This window comes from Chromobacterium phragmitis (assembly GCF_003325475.1).
Classification (GTDB): domain Bacteria; phylum Pseudomonadota; class Gammaproteobacteria; order Burkholderiales; family Chromobacteriaceae; genus Chromobacterium; species Chromobacterium phragmitis.
On sequence record NZ_CP029495.1, the window covers coordinates 3,639,787 to 3,654,780 of the forward strand.

Here is a 14,994-nt window from a genome sequence, read left to right on the forward strand (position 1 = left end):
GCGGCTGCTACCCCGGCGGGTGGAGGCAAGGATGCTTGCCGCGTCGGCGCGGCGGTTTGGGGCGGGGAAGGAGATGGGCGGCATTGGCGCTTCGCGATGCGGCGCGGCCGAGGCGGCCGGCCAGGACTGAGCCCGGCCGGCGCGAAGGGTTACAGCTTGATCAGCGTGCTTTTCAGCTCGGTGTATTTTTCCAGCGCGTGCAGAGACTTGTCGCGGCCGTTGCCGGATTGCTTGTAGCCGCCGAAGGGGAAGTTCATGTCGCCGCCTTCGTCGTAGCAATTGACCCACACGGTGCCGGCGCGCAGGCGGCGCGCCACCTGGTGGGCGGTGCTGACGTTGGAGGTCCATACCGCCGCGCCCAGGCCGTAGGCGGTGTCGTTGGCGATGCGCACGGCGTCGTCCAGCTCGCTGAAGGTGATCACCGACAGCACCGGGCCGAAGATTTCCTCGCGGCAGATGGTCAGGTCTTCGCTCGGGCAGTCGAAGGCGGTGGGTTCGATGAACAGGCCCTTGTCGGTGTGCACGGCCTTGCCGCCCAGCAGCAGGTTGGCGCCTTCGCTCAGGCCTTTGTCGATGTAGTTCAGCACTTTGCGGTACTGGATTTCGTCGACGATGGCGCCCATGCCGGTGGCCGGGTCGAGCGGATCGCCGGGGAAGAAGCCGGCGGCGGCCTTCTTGAACTCTTCGAGGAAGCGTTCCTTGACGTCTTTGTGCACCAGCACGCGCGAGCCGGCGGTGCAGACCTCGCCCATGTTGTAGAAGATGCCGACGGCCGCGGCGCTCGCGGCGCGGGGGATGTCCGGGCAGTCCGCCAGGATGATGTTGGGCGACTTGCCGCCCAGCTCCAGCCACGCGCGCTTCAGATTGGACTGGGCGGCGTAGCCGGCTATCAGCTTGCCGACGGCGGTGGAGCCGGTGAAGGCGACGCAGTCCACGTCCATGTGCAGCGCCAGCAGGCGGCCGACGTCGCCGGCGCCCGGCAGCACCTGGAAGATGCCGTCCGGGATGCCGGCCTGCTTGGCCAGCGCGGCGACGCGGATCGCGGTCAGCGGCGACTTTTCCGACGGCTTGACGATGACGGCGTTGCCGGCGGCCAACGCCGGGCCGAACTTCCAGCTGGCCATCATGATGGGGAAATTCCACGGCACCACGGCAGCCACCACGCCTACCGGCTCGCGTGTCACCAGGCCCACCAGCTTGGGATCGACCGGCGCCACTTCGCCGCCTACCTTGTCGATCGCCTCGGCGAACCATTCCACGCAATAGGCGGCGTTGGGGAGGTCGACGGCGGTGGTGTCGCCGATGGGTTTGCCCACGTCCAGCGTTTCCAGCAGCGCCAGCTCGTCGGCATGCTCGTTGATCAGCGCGCCGAAGCGCTTGAGCGTGGCGGCGCGCTTCGCCGGCGCGAGTCCGGACCAGACGCCGGACTCGAACGCGCGGCGGGCGGCCTTGACCGCCGCCTCCACATCGGCTTCGCCGCAATGGGCGACCTCGGCCAGCTTGGCGCCGTTGGCGGGGTTGACACAATCGAAGCGCTTGCCTTCGGCGGCGTCTCGATATTCGCCGTTGATGAAGGCGCGACCTTCAATTTTCAGTTCTGCTGCAAATTGCTTCCATTCGGCGTGACTGCGGGCCATGCTGCTCTCCTCGTCGAGTGATGTTGTTGCGTTCAGGCTGAAACGGGACTGCAAATTTCAATCAGCGCGCCGTCGGGCGCGCGCAGGTAGGATACCGTTTGCCCCCAAGGCTTCCGCTTGGGCGCGGACAGTTCGGCCGCGCCGTGGGCCAGCGCTTTCGCGTGGGCGGCGGCCACGTCGTCGGCGATCAGGCCGATTTCCATGCCCAGCGGCCGGGCGGACTCGCTGGCGCGGACATGGCCGTCGGGCAGGTTGCCGGCGGCCAGTTCGTGCTGGGCGAAGGACAGCGTGGTTTCTCCGGTATCCAGCTCGCCGTAGGCGCCGGATTCGTGCAGGAATTTGCGCTTGAAGCCGAAGGCGGCTTCGAAAAAGCGCAGCGAGGCCGGCACATCCGGGACGTAAATGATGGTGTAGGCCAGCTTCAAAATGTCTTCCCTTTTAAAAGGTGGGCGGCGAGCTGGCGCTCACCATTTCACAGATGTCGTCGCCGACGTTGCGGAAGCGGTGAGGCAGCTTGCTGTCGAAGTAGTAGGCGTCGCCCGGCCCCAGCACGCGGCTTTCATTGCCCACCGTCACTTCTATGCTGCCGCGTATCACCACGCCGCCTTCCTGGCCCTCGTGCACCAGCATGTCCGGGCCGGTGTCGGCGCCGGGCAGGTAGCGTTCGCGCAGGATGGCGATGTCGCGCTTGTCGTGGGCGGTGCCCACCAGCATCAAGTTGATGTCTTCGTTGCCGAGGTTGGGCAGCTCGTCCGCCTGGTAGAACACTCGGGGCTGCGCCGGCTCGGCGTCGAAAGTGAAGAATTCTGCCAGGGTTATCGGCAGCCCTTCCAGTACCTTCTTGAGGGAACTGACCGAAGGGCTTACCCGGTTTTGCTCAATCAGCGAGATGGTGCCGTTGGTGACGCCCGCGCGTTTGGCCAGCTCTCTTTGCGACAAGCCGAACCGTGTCCTGACCATTCTCAAGCGTGCGCCGACATCCATTCTTCCTGCTCCATCAATATGTTAATAATTTTAGACAACTGCGGCATTGTAGCGCGTGTAGAGGTAAATTTGCTTGCTGCGTCGCAAAATCGAATATCTTTGCAAGGGTGAGGTTTTATAGTCAGAATCAAGTTGAAAGGGCAAGCGCGATGTGAATTTTCTTAAACGGCGCTTGCCAGTCAGCGCAGCACGGATAACCAGTTGGAGGCGACTATGTTGATCGGCGTTCCGAAGGAAATCAAAAACCATGAGTACCGCGTGGGTCTGACCCCGTCCGGTGCCCGCGAGCTGGTGGCGCACGGGCACAAGGTACTGGTGCAGACCCACGCGGGTCTCGCGATTGGCTTCACCGACGAGCAGTACATCCAGGCGGGCGCGTCCATCGCCTCCAATGCCGACGAGGTGTTCGAGCGCGCCGAGATGATCGTCAAGGTCAAGGAGCCGCAGCCGGTGGAGTGCCGGATGCTGCGTCCGGGCCAAATCCTCTTCACATACCTGCACCTGGCGCCGGACCCGGAGCAGACCAAGCTGCTGATCGAGTCCGACGCCATCGCCATCGCCTACGAAACCGTCACCGACGAGCGCGGCGGCCTGCCGCTGTTGGCGCCGATGTCCGAAGTGGCAGGCCGCATGGCGATCCAAGCCGGCGCGCACGCGCTGGAAAAGGCGCAGGGCGGCCGCGGCGTGTTGCTGGGCGGCGTGCCCGGCGTGGCCCCGGCCAAGGTGGTGGTGATCGGCGGCGGCGTGGTGGGGTTGAATGCCGCGCGGATGGCGATGGGCGCCGGCGCCGACGTCGCTATTCTCGACAAATCCCTGAGCCGGCTCAAAGAGATCGACATGGTGTTCGGCGGCCGCATCAAGACCTTGATGTCCAACGGCGCCAACATCGACGACAGCATCCGCGACGCCGATCTGGTGATCGGCGCGGTGCTGATTCCCGGCGCGGCCGCGCCCAAGCTGGTGACGCGCGCGATGCTGAAGACGATGAAGCCGGGCGCGGTGCTGGTGGACGTGGCGATAGACCAGGGCGGTTGTTTCGAAACCAGTCGCGCCACCACGCATCAGGACCCGATCTATACCGTGGACGGCATCGTCCATTACTGCGTGGCCAACATGCCGGGCGGCGTCGCCCGCACCTCCACCCAGGCGCTGACCAACGCCACCTTGCCATACACGCTGGAACTGGCCAACAAGGGCTGGCGCCAGGCGCTGCTGGACAACGCCCATCTGCGCAACGGCCTCAATGTCTGCCGCGGACGGGTCACCTACCAGGCGGTGGCGCAGGATCTTGGCCACGCTTACATCGACCCGATAGAGGCCATCAAGGCCGCAAGCTGATAGGAGCGCAGCAAGCCATGTCGCAAGCAATGATAGGCATCCCGTGTGATCTGAAAATGATCGGCCTGCTGCCGTTCCACGCGGCGGGCGACAAGTACATCGCCGCGGCGGCCGGCGGCGCGGGCGGCCTGCCGGTGTTGATCCCGTCGCTGGGCGACGACGCGCTGTTGCGCGCCACGCTGGCGACGCTGGACGGCGTGTTGCTGCCGGGCTCGCCATCCAATGTGGAGCCGCATCACTATGGCGGGCCGGCCAGCCGCCAGGGCACGCTGCATGATCCGAGGCGTGACGCCACGACCCTGCCGCTGATCCGCCTGGCGCTGGAGGAGGGGGTGCCGCTGCTGGGCATCTGCCGAGGCTTCCAGGAGATCAACGTCGCGCTGGGCGGCGAATTGCACCAGCATGTGCAGGAAGAGCCGGGCCTGCGCGATCACCGCGAGGCGGAAGGCGACGACATCGCCGCGATGTACGCGCCGGCGCACCGGGTGGACTTCGTCGAAGGCGGCTTGCTGGCCGAGTGGTCCGGCGCGCGGGAGGCGATGGTCAATTCCTTGCATCAGCAGGGCATCAAGCGGCTGGCGCCCAGTCTGATCGCCGAGGCGCATGCCGAGGATGGCCTGGTGGAGGCTTACCGGGTCCGCAATTCCAAGGGTTTCGCCTTTGCCGTGCAATGGCATCCGGAATGGCTGTACTGGGACAATCCGCTGTCGCTTGCCATTTTCCACGCTTTCGGCGAGGCCTGCCGGGCCAGGAGGGAAAGCCGCAAGGGATGAATCCCATGCGCGCCGGACGAGGAACCCGGCGCGAGTCTCGATGACTCATAAAGTAGCACCTCCCGATCCAGAGCCGCTGCCAGCGGCCGGGGAGACCATAGAGGAAGCGTTATGAATCACCAGATCAACGAGTGGTTGCGAGAGCACCGCATCACCGAAGTGGAATGCATCGTGCCGGACATGACCGGCATCGCGCGCGGCAAGATCGTGCCCAAGGACAAGTTCGTTTCCGATCCGGAAATGCGCCTGCCCGAGGCGGTGCTGATCCAGACCGTGACCGGCGACTATCCCGACGACAGCTTGCTGGACCTGACCGACCCCGACATGGTGCTGGAGCCCGATCCGAACACGCTGCGCTACGTGCCGTGGGCGGTGGACCCTACCGCGCAGCTGATCTATGACTGCTGCCGCGCCGACGGCAGCCCGGTGGACGTGGCGCCGCGCAACGTGCTCAAGCGCGTGCTGGGCCTGTTCGACGAAATGGGCCTGGAGCCGGTGCTGGCGCCGGAGATGGAGTTCTACCTGCTGTCGCCCAATCCCGATCCCGACATCCCGCTGGCCGCGCCGATCGGCCGCACCGGCAGGGCGGAATTCGGCCGCCGCTCATACTCGATCGACGCGGTCAACGAGTTCGATCCATTGTTCGAGGACATCTACGATTACTGTCACGCGCAGAATCTGGAAGTGGACACGCTGATCCACGAGATCGGCACCGCGCAGATGGAGATCAACTTCCTGCACGGCAACCCGCTGGACCTGGCCGACCAGGTGTTCCTGTTCAAGCGCACCGTGCGCGAGGCCGCGTTTCGCCACAATATGTACGCCACTTTCATGGCTAAACCGATGGAGAACGAACCGGGCAGCGCCATGCACATCCACCAGAGCGTGGTGGACAAGAATACCGGCCGCAACGTGTTCACCAACGAAGACGGCAGCCCGTCCGACATCTTCTTCCATTTCATCGCCGGCCTGCAGAAATACATTCCGCAGACCATGCCGCTGTTCGCTCCCTACGTGAACTCATTCCGTCGTTTGTCTCGCTACACCGCGGCGCCGACCAATGTCGAATGGGGTTACGACAACCGCACCGTCGGCTTGCGCATCCCGCATTCGTCTCCGGCCGCGCGCCGCATCGAAAACCGGGTGCCGGGCGTGGACGTCAATCCTTACATCGCCATTGCCGCCACCCTGGCTTGCGGCTATCTGGGCATGGTCAACAAGCTGCAACCTACCGAGCCCAGGCAGACCGACGCCTACGAACTGCCTTACCAGTTTCCCAACAGCTCGGAGGAGTCGCTGCTGCAGCTGGCGGGCTGCCATGAGATCGCCGAGGTGTTGGGGCCGCGCTTCGTCAAGATGTACGTGGCGATGAAGGAGAAGGAGTTTTCCGAGTATTTCCGCGTGATCAGCCCGTGGGAGCGCAAGTTCCTGCTGCTGCACGTGTGATGCGCGGAGATTCGGCTCGCGGTTAGAATCGCGGAACAGACAGGACAAACGAATAGAACGACGCCGCAGGCGCAGAAGGGGTGGGCAAGGGCCCGCCTCGCCGGAGAAAACGGGAAGGATTGTTATGCAGAAGCAACGTACGACCAGCCAATGGCGCGAACTGGATGCCGCCCATCACCTGCATCCATTCACGGATACCGCATCGCTGAACCAGGCGGGCGCGCGCGTGATGACGCGCGGAGAGGGCGTCTACCTGTGGGATTCGGACGGCAACAAGATCATCGACGGCATGGCCGGCCTGTGGTGCGTCAACGTTGGCTACGGCCGCAAGGATTTCGCCGATGTCGCGCGCCGGCAGATGGAGGAACTGCCGTTCTACAACACCTTCTTCAAGACGACTCACCCGGCGGTGGTGGAGTTGTCCAGCCTGCTGGCCGAAGTGACGCCGGCCGGTTTCGACCGCGTGTTCTACACCAACTCCGGCTCCGAATCGGTGGACACCATGATCCGCATGGTGCGCCGCTACTGGGACGTGCAGGGCAAGCCGGAGAAGAAGACGCTGATCGGCCGCTGGAACGGCTATCACGGCTCCACCATCGGCGGCGCCAGCCTGGGCGGCATGAAATACATGCACGAGCAGGGCGACTTGCCGATTCCGGGCATGGCCCACATCGAGCAGCCGTGGTGGTACAAGCACGGCAAGGATATGACGCCTGACGAGTTCGGCCTGGTGGCCGCGCGCTGGCTGGAAGAGAAGATTCTGGAAATCGGCCCGGACAAGGTGGCGGCTTTCGTCGGCGAGCCCATCCAGGGCGCAGGCGGCGTCATCATTCCGCCCGCCAGCTACTGGCCGGAAATCGAACGCATCTGCCGCAAATACGATGTACTGATCGTGGCGGACGAAGTGATCTGCGGTTTCGGGCGCACCGGCGAGTGGTTCGGCTTCCAGCAGTTAGGCTTCCAGCCGGACATCTTCACCACGGCGAAGGGCCTGTCTTCGGGATATTTGCCGATCGGCGCGGTATTCGTCGGCAAGCGAGTGGCCGAAGGCCTGATTGCCGGCGGCGACTTCAACCACGGCTTCACCTACTCCGGCCACCCTGTCTGCGCAGCCGTCGCCCATGCCAACGTGGCGGCGCTGCGCGACGAGGGCATCGTGCAGCGGGTGAAGGACGACATCGGCCCCTATATGCAAAAACGCTGGCGAGAGACCTTCAGCCAGTTCGAGCATGTGGACGACGTGCGCGGCGTCGGCATGATCCAGGCATTCACACTCGTGAAAAACAAGAGCAAGCGCGAGTTGTTCGCGGATTTCGGCGAGATCGGCACCTTGTGCCGCGACATCTTCTTCCGCAACAACCTGATCATGCGCGCCTGCGGCGACCACATCGTGTCCGCCCCTCCTCTGGTGATGACGCGGGCTGAAGTGGACGCCATGCTGGCTGTGGCCGCGCGTTGTCTGGAGGAGTTTGAACAGACGCTGAAGGCGCGCGGATTGGCTTAGCGCGGGCTATGCTGGTGTGGGGTGCGCCTTGCCCCTCCTTTTTTGCAGGGAATGAAGCGGGTTGATACAATTCCACCCGCTTTTTCTATTATTTCTATAATGAATTGCAAAAAGGCATGCTGTAATACAAGTAGCGGCATGGGGCAATAAAACAAATACAGGACTTGGCGCATGTTCGTCGCAATAGGGTATCTCATCATCCTGGGCTCGGTGCTTGGGGGCTTCGTTGCCGCGGGGGGGCATGTCGCTGCCCTGATGCAACCGCTGGAGGTCGTGATGATCGCCGGCGCGGCCATCGGCGCCTTCATCGTCGCCAACGGCGGCGCGCCGTTGAAGGCTACCACCAAGGCCTTGCCCACGGTGTTCAAGGGAAGTCCCTATGGCAAGGGCTTTTACATGGACCTGTTTTCCTTGCTGTTCGAGGTGCTGACCAAGGTGCGCAAGGAAGGCCTGATGTCGATCGAGGCCGATGTCGAAAATCCGGAATCCAGTCCTATCTTTTCCAAGTATCCGACAGTCACGCATGACCACCACGTCGTCGAGTTCATTTGCGATTATTTGCGTTTGATGGTGGGCGGCAACCTCAATGCCTTCGAGATCGAGAACCTGATGGACGTCGAAATCGAAACGCATCACCATGAGGGCGAAGTACCGGTGTCCGCAGTAAAGGGCCTGGCCGATGGTCTGCCGGCATTCGGTATCGTGGCGGCCGTGATGGGGGTGGTGCACACCATGGAGTCCGTCGGCGCGCCGCCATCCGAGCTGGGCATGCTGATCGCCCACGCCTTGGTGGGCACCTTTCTCGGTATTTTGCTGGCGTATGGCTTCGTCGGCCCGCTCGGCACCATTCTGGAGCACAAGCTGGGAGAGGGCACCCGCGTCTACCAGACCATCAAAGTGACGCTGCTGGCCAGCCTGAACGGCTACGCGCCGCAGGTGGCGGTGGAGTTCGGCCGCAAGGCGCTGACCTCGATCGACCGCCCGTCGTTCAAGGAGCTGGAAGACCACGTCAAGCAGAAGAAATAAGCGGGGCAAGGAACTGGAATGGCAGACGAATCGCAACGACCCATAGTCGTCAAGAAAATCAAGAAAGGCGGGCACGGCCATCACGGCGGCGCTTGGAAAATCGCCTACGCCGACTTCGTGACCGCCATGATGGCGTTTTTCCTGCTGATGTGGCTGTTGGGCTCCGCATCGCAGGGCACCTTGAACGGCATCGCCGAATACTTCAAAACGCCGTTGAAAGTGGCGCTTTCGGGCGGCGCAGGCGCTGGCGACGCCACCTCGGTGATCAAGGGAGGCGGCAACGATATCACCAAGCAGACCGGACAGGTCAATAAGGCAGGCGCCAAGCAGGAAGAAATCATGCAGAAGCAGAAGGAGCAGGCTCGCCTGAACCAGCTGCAGCAGAAAATCCAGCAAACCATAGACCAGAGCGATCTGTTCAAGCAGTACAAGAACCAGTTGAAGCTGGAGATGACGCCGGAAGGGCTGAAGATCCAGATCGTCGACGAGCAGAACCGGCCGATGTTCGATTCCGGCAGCTCGCGCATGCTGCCGCATACCCGGGTGCTGCTGCAGCAGCTGGCGTCGGAACTGAACCAACTGCCCAACAAGATCAGCATTTCGGGCCATACCGACGCCAAGCCGTTCGGCAGCGGCCAGGGCGGCTACAGCAATTGGGAGCTGTCCGCAGACCGGGCCAATACCGCCCGCCGCGAATTGATCGCTGGCGGTCTCGGAGAGAACAAGATTCTTCGAGTGGTGGGGCTGGCGTCGGCGAATCCTCTGGTCAAGAGCGATGTGTTCAGTCCCGAAAACCGCCGCATCACTATCGTGGTGCTGAACAAGGATACCGAATCCGCCATCCTCAACGACGGTTTCAAGCCGCAAATGAATCAGGACGTGATCGGCGGGCCGCAAGACGGCGCGGCGCAGCAGTCGGGAGCGCCTTGAGGACGCGGGGATGAGTTGGCTGCGCCATCCGCTGCTACAACTTTTCGCTTGCGTCGGGGCCTGGATTTTCATCGCGCCGGCTCAGCATTTGCTGCCGTGGGCGACGTTGCAGGCGATGCTGGCGGGGCTGTTCGCGATCATGTTGAGGATGCCCGGCTGGCAGCGGTTGGTTCACGGGCTGTTCATCCCGGGCGTGGCGCTGGCGAGCCAGGCTGGCATTGCGCCAGGCTGGTACTTGGCGGCGCTGTTGCTGACGCTGGCGCTGGGCAAGAATGCTCTGGTCGAACGCGTGCCCCTGTATCGCTCTGCGCCCAGGGTGGCGGAAAGCCTGGGGCGGTTGCTGGATGACGGCGCAACTGTGCTGGAAGCCGGTTGCGGCGATGGACGTCTGGCGCTGCAATTAGCCCAGCGCAGGCCGGATGTAAGCGTGATTGCCCTGGAGAGCGCGGTCGGCAGCTGTTTGTTGGCGAAATGGCGGTGGCTGCGGGCAGGACGACCTTCGCAGTTGGCGATTGCCTGCCGCAATTTCTGGAAAGAGGATTGGGGGGGATATGACGCGATTTACGTGTTCCTGTCGCCGGAACCCATGCCGCGCATCTGGCGCAAGTTCGTTGCCGAGGGCCGGCCCGGCAGTCTGCTCATCAGCAATACCTTTGCCGTTCCGGACGTGGCGCCGGACGAAAGCATACCGTTAGAAGGCCCCCTGCAAAAAGAACTATTGATCTGGCGCCACCCCCATGGATCTCGATAACTGGACCAAGACCATCGCCGAGCGGCGGTGGCCGATTCTCCCCGACACGTTGAGCGAGCTGCGCGACGCCTGCGCTCGCCACAGCGATCTGATCAACTTCACCGATCTGGCCAATCTTTGTTTGTCCGATCCCTTCTTGCTGCTTGACTTGTTTCGGGTGGTTGGCAATTCGCGCGCGCTGCAGCGCAATGAAAGTATCCCGGCAGTAGAGCAGACGCTGCTGCTGATGGGCCTGGAGGCGGTTGTCACGCGTTTCAACCGCGTGGAGGCGCTGGAGATCTGCGATGGAAAGCTGGACGCGGACGTCTACGAGGCAGTGGGCGACTGGATGGCGCGCAGCCGGGTGGCGGCTCTGATCGTCAAGGAATGGCTGTCCATCATGGGCGACGTGAAGGTGGAGGATTGCTTCGTCTCCGCGCTGCTCTACAACATGCCGGCCTGCATCTACATGTTGCAGCGAAACCAGTTGCCTGACAGACCATTGCTGCAGGAGATGTCCGAAGCCTTCAGCGCCGACTATGGACAAATCTTGCAAGCCTTCGTCAAGCACATGCCCTTGCCGGTCGGGTTCAATACATTGCTGGGTCCGGGCGCGCCCAACAAGCGCCGGCAATTGCTGAAGCTGGCCATCGCCACCGCCAACTCGTTGGATCATGGAGTAGAGCGCAGCACTTGGCTGGTGGGGGTGGACACCGCGGCGAAGATGATCAACTGCATGCCGGAAATGGCCTACAACGCGGTGGTGCATGCGGTGCTCAACGTGGCGAAGCGTCCGCATGTGGTTGGCTATACTTTTCCGGCGCGGTCCTTGCTGTTGCTGCCCAGCAACGGCAAAGGGCCGGAGATGAAAAAGGCCGCGGCATTGTCCGGCGAAGATCAGCTGGCGAACGCGATTCGGGAGTCCATCCGTTTCCTGGCCAACGATCTCAAGTTCGAGCGGGTGCTGTATTTCCATTACGAGCATGACCAGCATGCGTTGAAGCTGCGATACCAGGTGGGCGTGGATGCGGATAGCCCGTTGCGCAGGTTGCAGGTGGAGCTGGAGCCCGGCAGCTTTTTCGGCGTATTCACCAGCAAGCCGCAGAGTTTTCATGCCCCTGCCGACGTTAGGCAGCAACTGAGCCGCCGCTACGAAGACGAGTTTTTCCAGCATGTCGGCGATTATGAATTCGCGCTGATGACCCTGTTCGGCGGCCATAGGCTCAGCGGCGTGTTCTATGTCGACAATGCCAGAACCGGGCGCGTGATCGACGACTCCACTTATCATCGATTCAAGGATTTGGTCACGCGTCTGGCTCAGCATTGATCGCGATCGTTCGCCGCCGCGCGGCGATTTATGTTTGCCGCGCTGATGCAAGATGGCGACGGGGCGGGTAAACTTTGCCCCTTTGTTTTCCGCGCCGGACAGAGCCGACATGCCCTACATTGCCAAGACCATCACCTCTCCCCACAACGACGAAGTCAAGGCGCTGGCCAGGCTGGTCCAGTACAGCCGCGACCGCCGCAAAGAGGGCGTGATGGTGCTGGAGGGCATTCATCTGGCCGACGCCTGCCTGTTGGCCGGCGGCGCATTGCCACGCGTTTATCTGAACGAGGCCGCGGCGGGCAAGGAGGAGGTTGGGGATTTGCTGGCGCGCCTTCCGGATGGCTGCGTGGTCGCGACGCTGCCCGAGTCCGTGATGGCCAAGGTCACGGGTTTGGCCAGCGCCGGCGAATTGCTGGCCTTGAGCCCCCGGCCGCAGCCCGACACTCCGCCGGCGCAGGCGCCGCGCGTATTGTTGGAGGATATCCAGGACCCGGGCAATCTGGGCACCATTCTTCGCAGCGCCGCGGCTGCGGGCGTTTACGACGTTTTCCTCTCCAAGGGCTGCGTGGACGTGTTTTCTCCCAAGGTGCTGCGCGCGGGAATGGGCGCGCATTTCGCCTTGCGCATCCATGAGCATGCGGACTTGACGGCGGAGCTGGGGCATTTTTCCGGCCGCAAGCTGGTCACGCATCTGGAGGGCTCCAGTTCGCTGTATGGCCATGATCTCAGCGGTGCGGTCGCCTTCGTGTTCGGCAATGAGGGGGCCGGGGTCAGCGCGCGCCTGCTGGCGCAGGCCGACGCGCGCATCCGCATCCCGATGCCGGGCCATGCGGAATCTTTGAACGTGGCGATGGCTGCGACGGTTTGTCTGTTCGAACGGGTGAGGCAATTGGAAACCATCGCCGGCAGCGGGCAGGGCTGAGCGGGCGTACTCGTTTCCGGCCTGGGATTCGGGGTTTAGCCGACTACTCCTCCGGAATGTAGACGTCTCCCCGCATCAAGGGCCGGGCAGTTCGGGTCATGATCACTTCGTCCACTTTCCAGCCTAGCGGATCCAGGCCCAGCACCGCCTCCAGCGTCAGGGTGCCGCTAGGATGGCTGAAGGTGAGCGGCGTGCCGCGCACCGGTTTGCCGGCCAGCTCCGCTGGCAGCGTGCCTTCTGCCGCGCAGGCGCAGGCCAGCGCGATGGCATCGGTGCCGGGGTAAGCCGGATGCAGCCGGCCCATCGACAGCGCGCGGGCATGCAACGCGCAGGCGGGATCGTCGTCGTCTGACAAGAAGCTGATCTTGGGCGTGGCGGGATACTCGCGGCCGGCGGCGAAGAAGTCAGGGGCCAGGCCCATCGCCACCGTGGCGGCCGCTCTCGCCATTTCAAGCCGGCGCAGGATCGTGGGGTCGATGTCGGCGGCGGACTCTCGGCCTTTCAGGCCGAAGTCGCGGGCGCGGACGAACAAAGTGGGATTGCCGGCGTCTATCAGGGTGGCGTCCACCTGGCTGCCGTCAGGCAGCTTCAGCTTATCCAGCAGGCAGCCGGTGGGGAACATCTCGCTGCAGTCGCCGGCGGGGTCAAGGTAGCGCAGCCGGATCGGCGCGCCGGGGAAGGCGACGCCGTCGATGCGGAAATCCCCTTGCCATACGGCCTGTCCTTTGAAGATTTCCAGTTCGGCCAGGATGCGCTTGCCGACATTGGCCTGCCAGATGGCGATGGTGGCGACGCCGTCCTCCGGTCGCGCCAGCTTTTCCATCACGGCGAACAACGGCACGGCGGCGGCCAAGTTGCCGCAGTTGCCGGACCAGTCTATCCGCGCCTCCTTAGTGAATACGTGGCCGAACAGCGCGTCTACATCGCAGTCGTCGCGGCGGGAGGGGCTGACGATCACCACTTTGCTGGAGTTGGCGGAACCGCTGCCGAGGCCGTCGGTCTGGCGGCCGTAGGGATCGGGGCTGCCTATTGCGCGCAGCAGCAATGGATGCCATTGCTCGGTATCGTCCGGCAGCGCGTCGGCGCGGATGAACAAGCCCTTGCTGGTGCCGCCGCGCATCAGCGTGGCGGGCAGGCGGTAGCCGTCTTCCATCAGTCCTCCTTCCATTCCCCCTTGCATCTGGCGATGACGGCGATCCGCGCGGCGTCTATCGTGGCGGGGATCGCGGCTTTGTCGGCGCAGCCTGCGGCTATGGCGCCGGCATCAATTTGCAGGGTAGCAGCCAGCATGGTTTCGAGATAGTCTTTTTGCGGATACGGCGCGTTCTCGAAGTTGAGCCGGCCGCGGGCATCAGCCAGGCAAGCCTCCAGCATTTGCAGGAAACGTTCTGGCCGCCGCAACGCGTCGCAATCCTTGAATACCCGCAGCATGGTGTCCGGCCGCAACTCCAGCGCGCGATGCACCTTGGTGTGGTGGACCATGGTGATGTGGGCAAGGTCGCGGCAGTCGCTGGGCACCCGGAGGCGGCGGCAGAGCTCGGACAGAGGCGCGATGCCGCCTTCCTCGTGGCCGATATGGCGCGGCAGCACGTCGGCCGGCGTCAGCGCCTTGCCCAGATCGTGGATCAGCGCGGCGAAGCGCACCGCCAGCGGCTGGCCGGCTGCCGCGGCGTAGTCCAGCACCCGCATCACATGGTCGCCGCAATCCACTTCCGGGTGGTAGTCGGAACGCTGCGGCACGCCGAACAGCGCGTCGACTTCGGGCAGGATGCGGGCTAGTGCGCCGCATTGGCGCAACGTCAGCAGCATGCGCGACGGCTTGTCTTCCATCAGTCCCTTGGCCAATTCCTGCCATACTCGCTCCGCCACCAGCGCGTCCGCCTCGCCGTTGTCCACCATCTGGCGCATCAGCGCCATGGTTTCTGGCGCGACGGCGAAGTCGAAGCGAGCGGCGAAGCGCGCCAGGCGCAGGATGCGGACGGGGTCTTCGGCGAACGCCTCGCTCACATGGCGCAGGATGCCGGCTTTCAAGTCGGCCTGGCCGTCGTATGGGTCGATCAGGCTGCCGTCGGCGGCTTCGGCGATGGCGTTGATGGTGAGGTCGCGCCGGGCAAGGTCCTGTTCCAGCGTGACGTCGCTGTCGGTGTGGAACACGAAACCATGGTAGCCCTTGGCCACTTTGCGTTCGGTGCGGGCCAGCGCGTACTCTTCCTGGGTTTCAGGATGCAGGAACACGGGAAAGTCCTTGCCCACCGGCCGGTAGCCCAGAGCCAGCATGTCGTCCGGCGATGCGCCTACGACCACCCAGTCGCGGTCTTTCACGGGAAGTTTCAGCAGGCGGTCGCGGACCGCTCCGCCGACGATGTAGATGTCCATG

Annotated in this window: 14 protein-coding genes; 9 read left to right on the forward strand and 5 right to left on the reverse strand. The window is 63.7% G+C overall.

Annotation, left to right across the window (positions count from 1 at the left end; translation table 11 throughout):
• Positions 1-149 precede the first annotated feature (149 nt).
• Genes DK842_RS17195 through DK842_RS17205 form a run of 3 tightly spaced genes read right to left on the reverse strand, consistent with a single transcriptional unit; the run spans position 150 to position 2,621 of the window.
• Positions 150-1,637 carry an aldehyde dehydrogenase gene (locus tag DK842_RS17195; RefSeq protein WP_114062550.1) on the reverse strand — a complete coding sequence of 496 codons (1,488 nt, stop codon included), beginning with the start codon at positions 1,635-1,637 and terminating at the stop codon, positions 150-152.
• 32 nt (positions 1,638-1,669) lie between these two features.
• Complete coding sequence (locus DK842_RS17200; RefSeq protein WP_114062551.1) at positions 1,670-2,062, reverse strand: VOC family protein; 393 nt, start codon at positions 2,060-2,062, stop codon at positions 1,670-1,672.
• Between the two features lie 13 nt (positions 2,063-2,075).
• Positions 2,076-2,621 carry a cupin domain-containing protein gene (locus DK842_RS17205; protein ID WP_114062552.1) on the reverse strand — a complete coding sequence of 182 codons (546 nt, stop codon included), beginning with the start codon at positions 2,619-2,621 and terminating at the stop codon, positions 2,076-2,078.
• 213 nt (positions 2,622-2,834) lie between these two features.
• Between DK842_RS17205 and ald the strand changes: the two genes are divergently transcribed.
• From ald to DK842_RS17250, 9 genes are all read left to right on the forward strand, one after another.
• Positions 2,835-3,959: an alanine dehydrogenase gene (gene ald / locus DK842_RS17210; RefSeq protein WP_114062553.1), complete on the forward strand. Its 1,125-nt coding sequence runs from the start codon at positions 2,835-2,837 to the stop codon at positions 3,957-3,959.
• A gap of 17 nt (positions 3,960-3,976) precedes the next feature.
• Positions 3,977-4,732, forward strand: coding sequence for a gamma-glutamyl-gamma-aminobutyrate hydrolase family protein (locus DK842_RS17215; RefSeq protein ID WP_114062554.1), 756 nt, complete (start codon positions 3,977-3,979; stop codon positions 4,730-4,732).
• A 111-nt stretch (positions 4,733-4,843) separates the two neighbouring features.
• Positions 4,844-6,178, forward strand: a complete 1,335-nt coding sequence (locus DK842_RS17220) for a glutamine synthetase family protein (RefSeq protein ID WP_114062555.1) — start codon at positions 4,844-4,846, stop codon at positions 6,176-6,178.
• A 124-nt stretch (positions 6,179-6,302) separates the two neighbouring features.
• A complete protein-coding gene (locus DK842_RS17225; RefSeq protein WP_114062556.1) occupies positions 6,303-7,682 on the forward strand; it encodes an aspartate aminotransferase family protein in 1,380 nt (459 codons plus the stop codon).
• A 171-nt stretch (positions 7,683-7,853) separates the two neighbouring features.
• Positions 7,854-8,708 carry a flagellar motor stator protein MotA gene (gene motA / locus DK842_RS17230; RefSeq protein WP_114062557.1) on the forward strand — a complete coding sequence of 285 codons (855 nt, stop codon included), beginning with the start codon at positions 7,854-7,856 and terminating at the stop codon, positions 8,706-8,708.
• 18 nt (positions 8,709-8,726) lie between these two features.
• On the forward strand, positions 8,727-9,638 hold the full coding sequence (motB, locus tag DK842_RS17235; RefSeq protein WP_114062558.1) for a flagellar motor protein MotB: 912 nt from the start codon (positions 8,727-8,729) through the stop codon (positions 9,636-9,638).
• Positions 9,639-9,648: 10 nt separating this feature from the next.
• Positions 9,649-10,389, forward strand: coding sequence for a methyltransferase domain-containing protein (locus tag DK842_RS17240; RefSeq protein ID WP_114062559.1), 741 nt, complete (start codon positions 9,649-9,651; stop codon positions 10,387-10,389).
• On the forward strand, positions 10,376-11,695 hold the full coding sequence (locus tag DK842_RS17245; protein ID WP_114062560.1) for an HDOD domain-containing protein: 1,320 nt from the start codon (positions 10,376-10,378) through the stop codon (positions 11,693-11,695). Before DK842_RS17240 ends, DK842_RS17245 begins: the two co-directional genes overlap by 14 nt.
• Positions 11,696-11,804: 109 nt before the next feature.
• The gene (locus DK842_RS17250; protein WP_114063784.1) at positions 11,805-12,617 is read left to right on the forward strand and encodes a TrmH family RNA methyltransferase; all 813 of its coding nucleotides are present in this window, start codon (positions 11,805-11,807) and stop codon (positions 12,615-12,617) included.
• A gap of 43 nt (positions 12,618-12,660) precedes the next feature.
• Here the strand turns inward: DK842_RS17250 and DK842_RS17255 are convergent, their stop codons facing one another.
• Together DK842_RS17255 and DK842_RS17260 are read right to left on the reverse strand one after the other, a co-directional pair.
• Positions 12,661-13,770: a 2-methylaconitate cis-trans isomerase PrpF family protein gene (locus DK842_RS17255; RefSeq protein WP_114063785.1), complete on the reverse strand. Its 1,110-nt coding sequence runs from the start codon at positions 13,768-13,770 to the stop codon at positions 12,661-12,663.
• Positions 13,770-14,993 carry a multifunctional CCA addition/repair protein gene (locus DK842_RS17260; RefSeq protein WP_114062561.1) on the reverse strand — a complete coding sequence of 408 codons (1,224 nt, stop codon included), beginning with the start codon at positions 14,991-14,993 and terminating at the stop codon, positions 13,770-13,772. The genes DK842_RS17255 and DK842_RS17260 overlap by 1 nt, the downstream gene beginning before the upstream one ends.
• Between the last annotated feature and the right edge of the window lies 1 nt (position 14,994).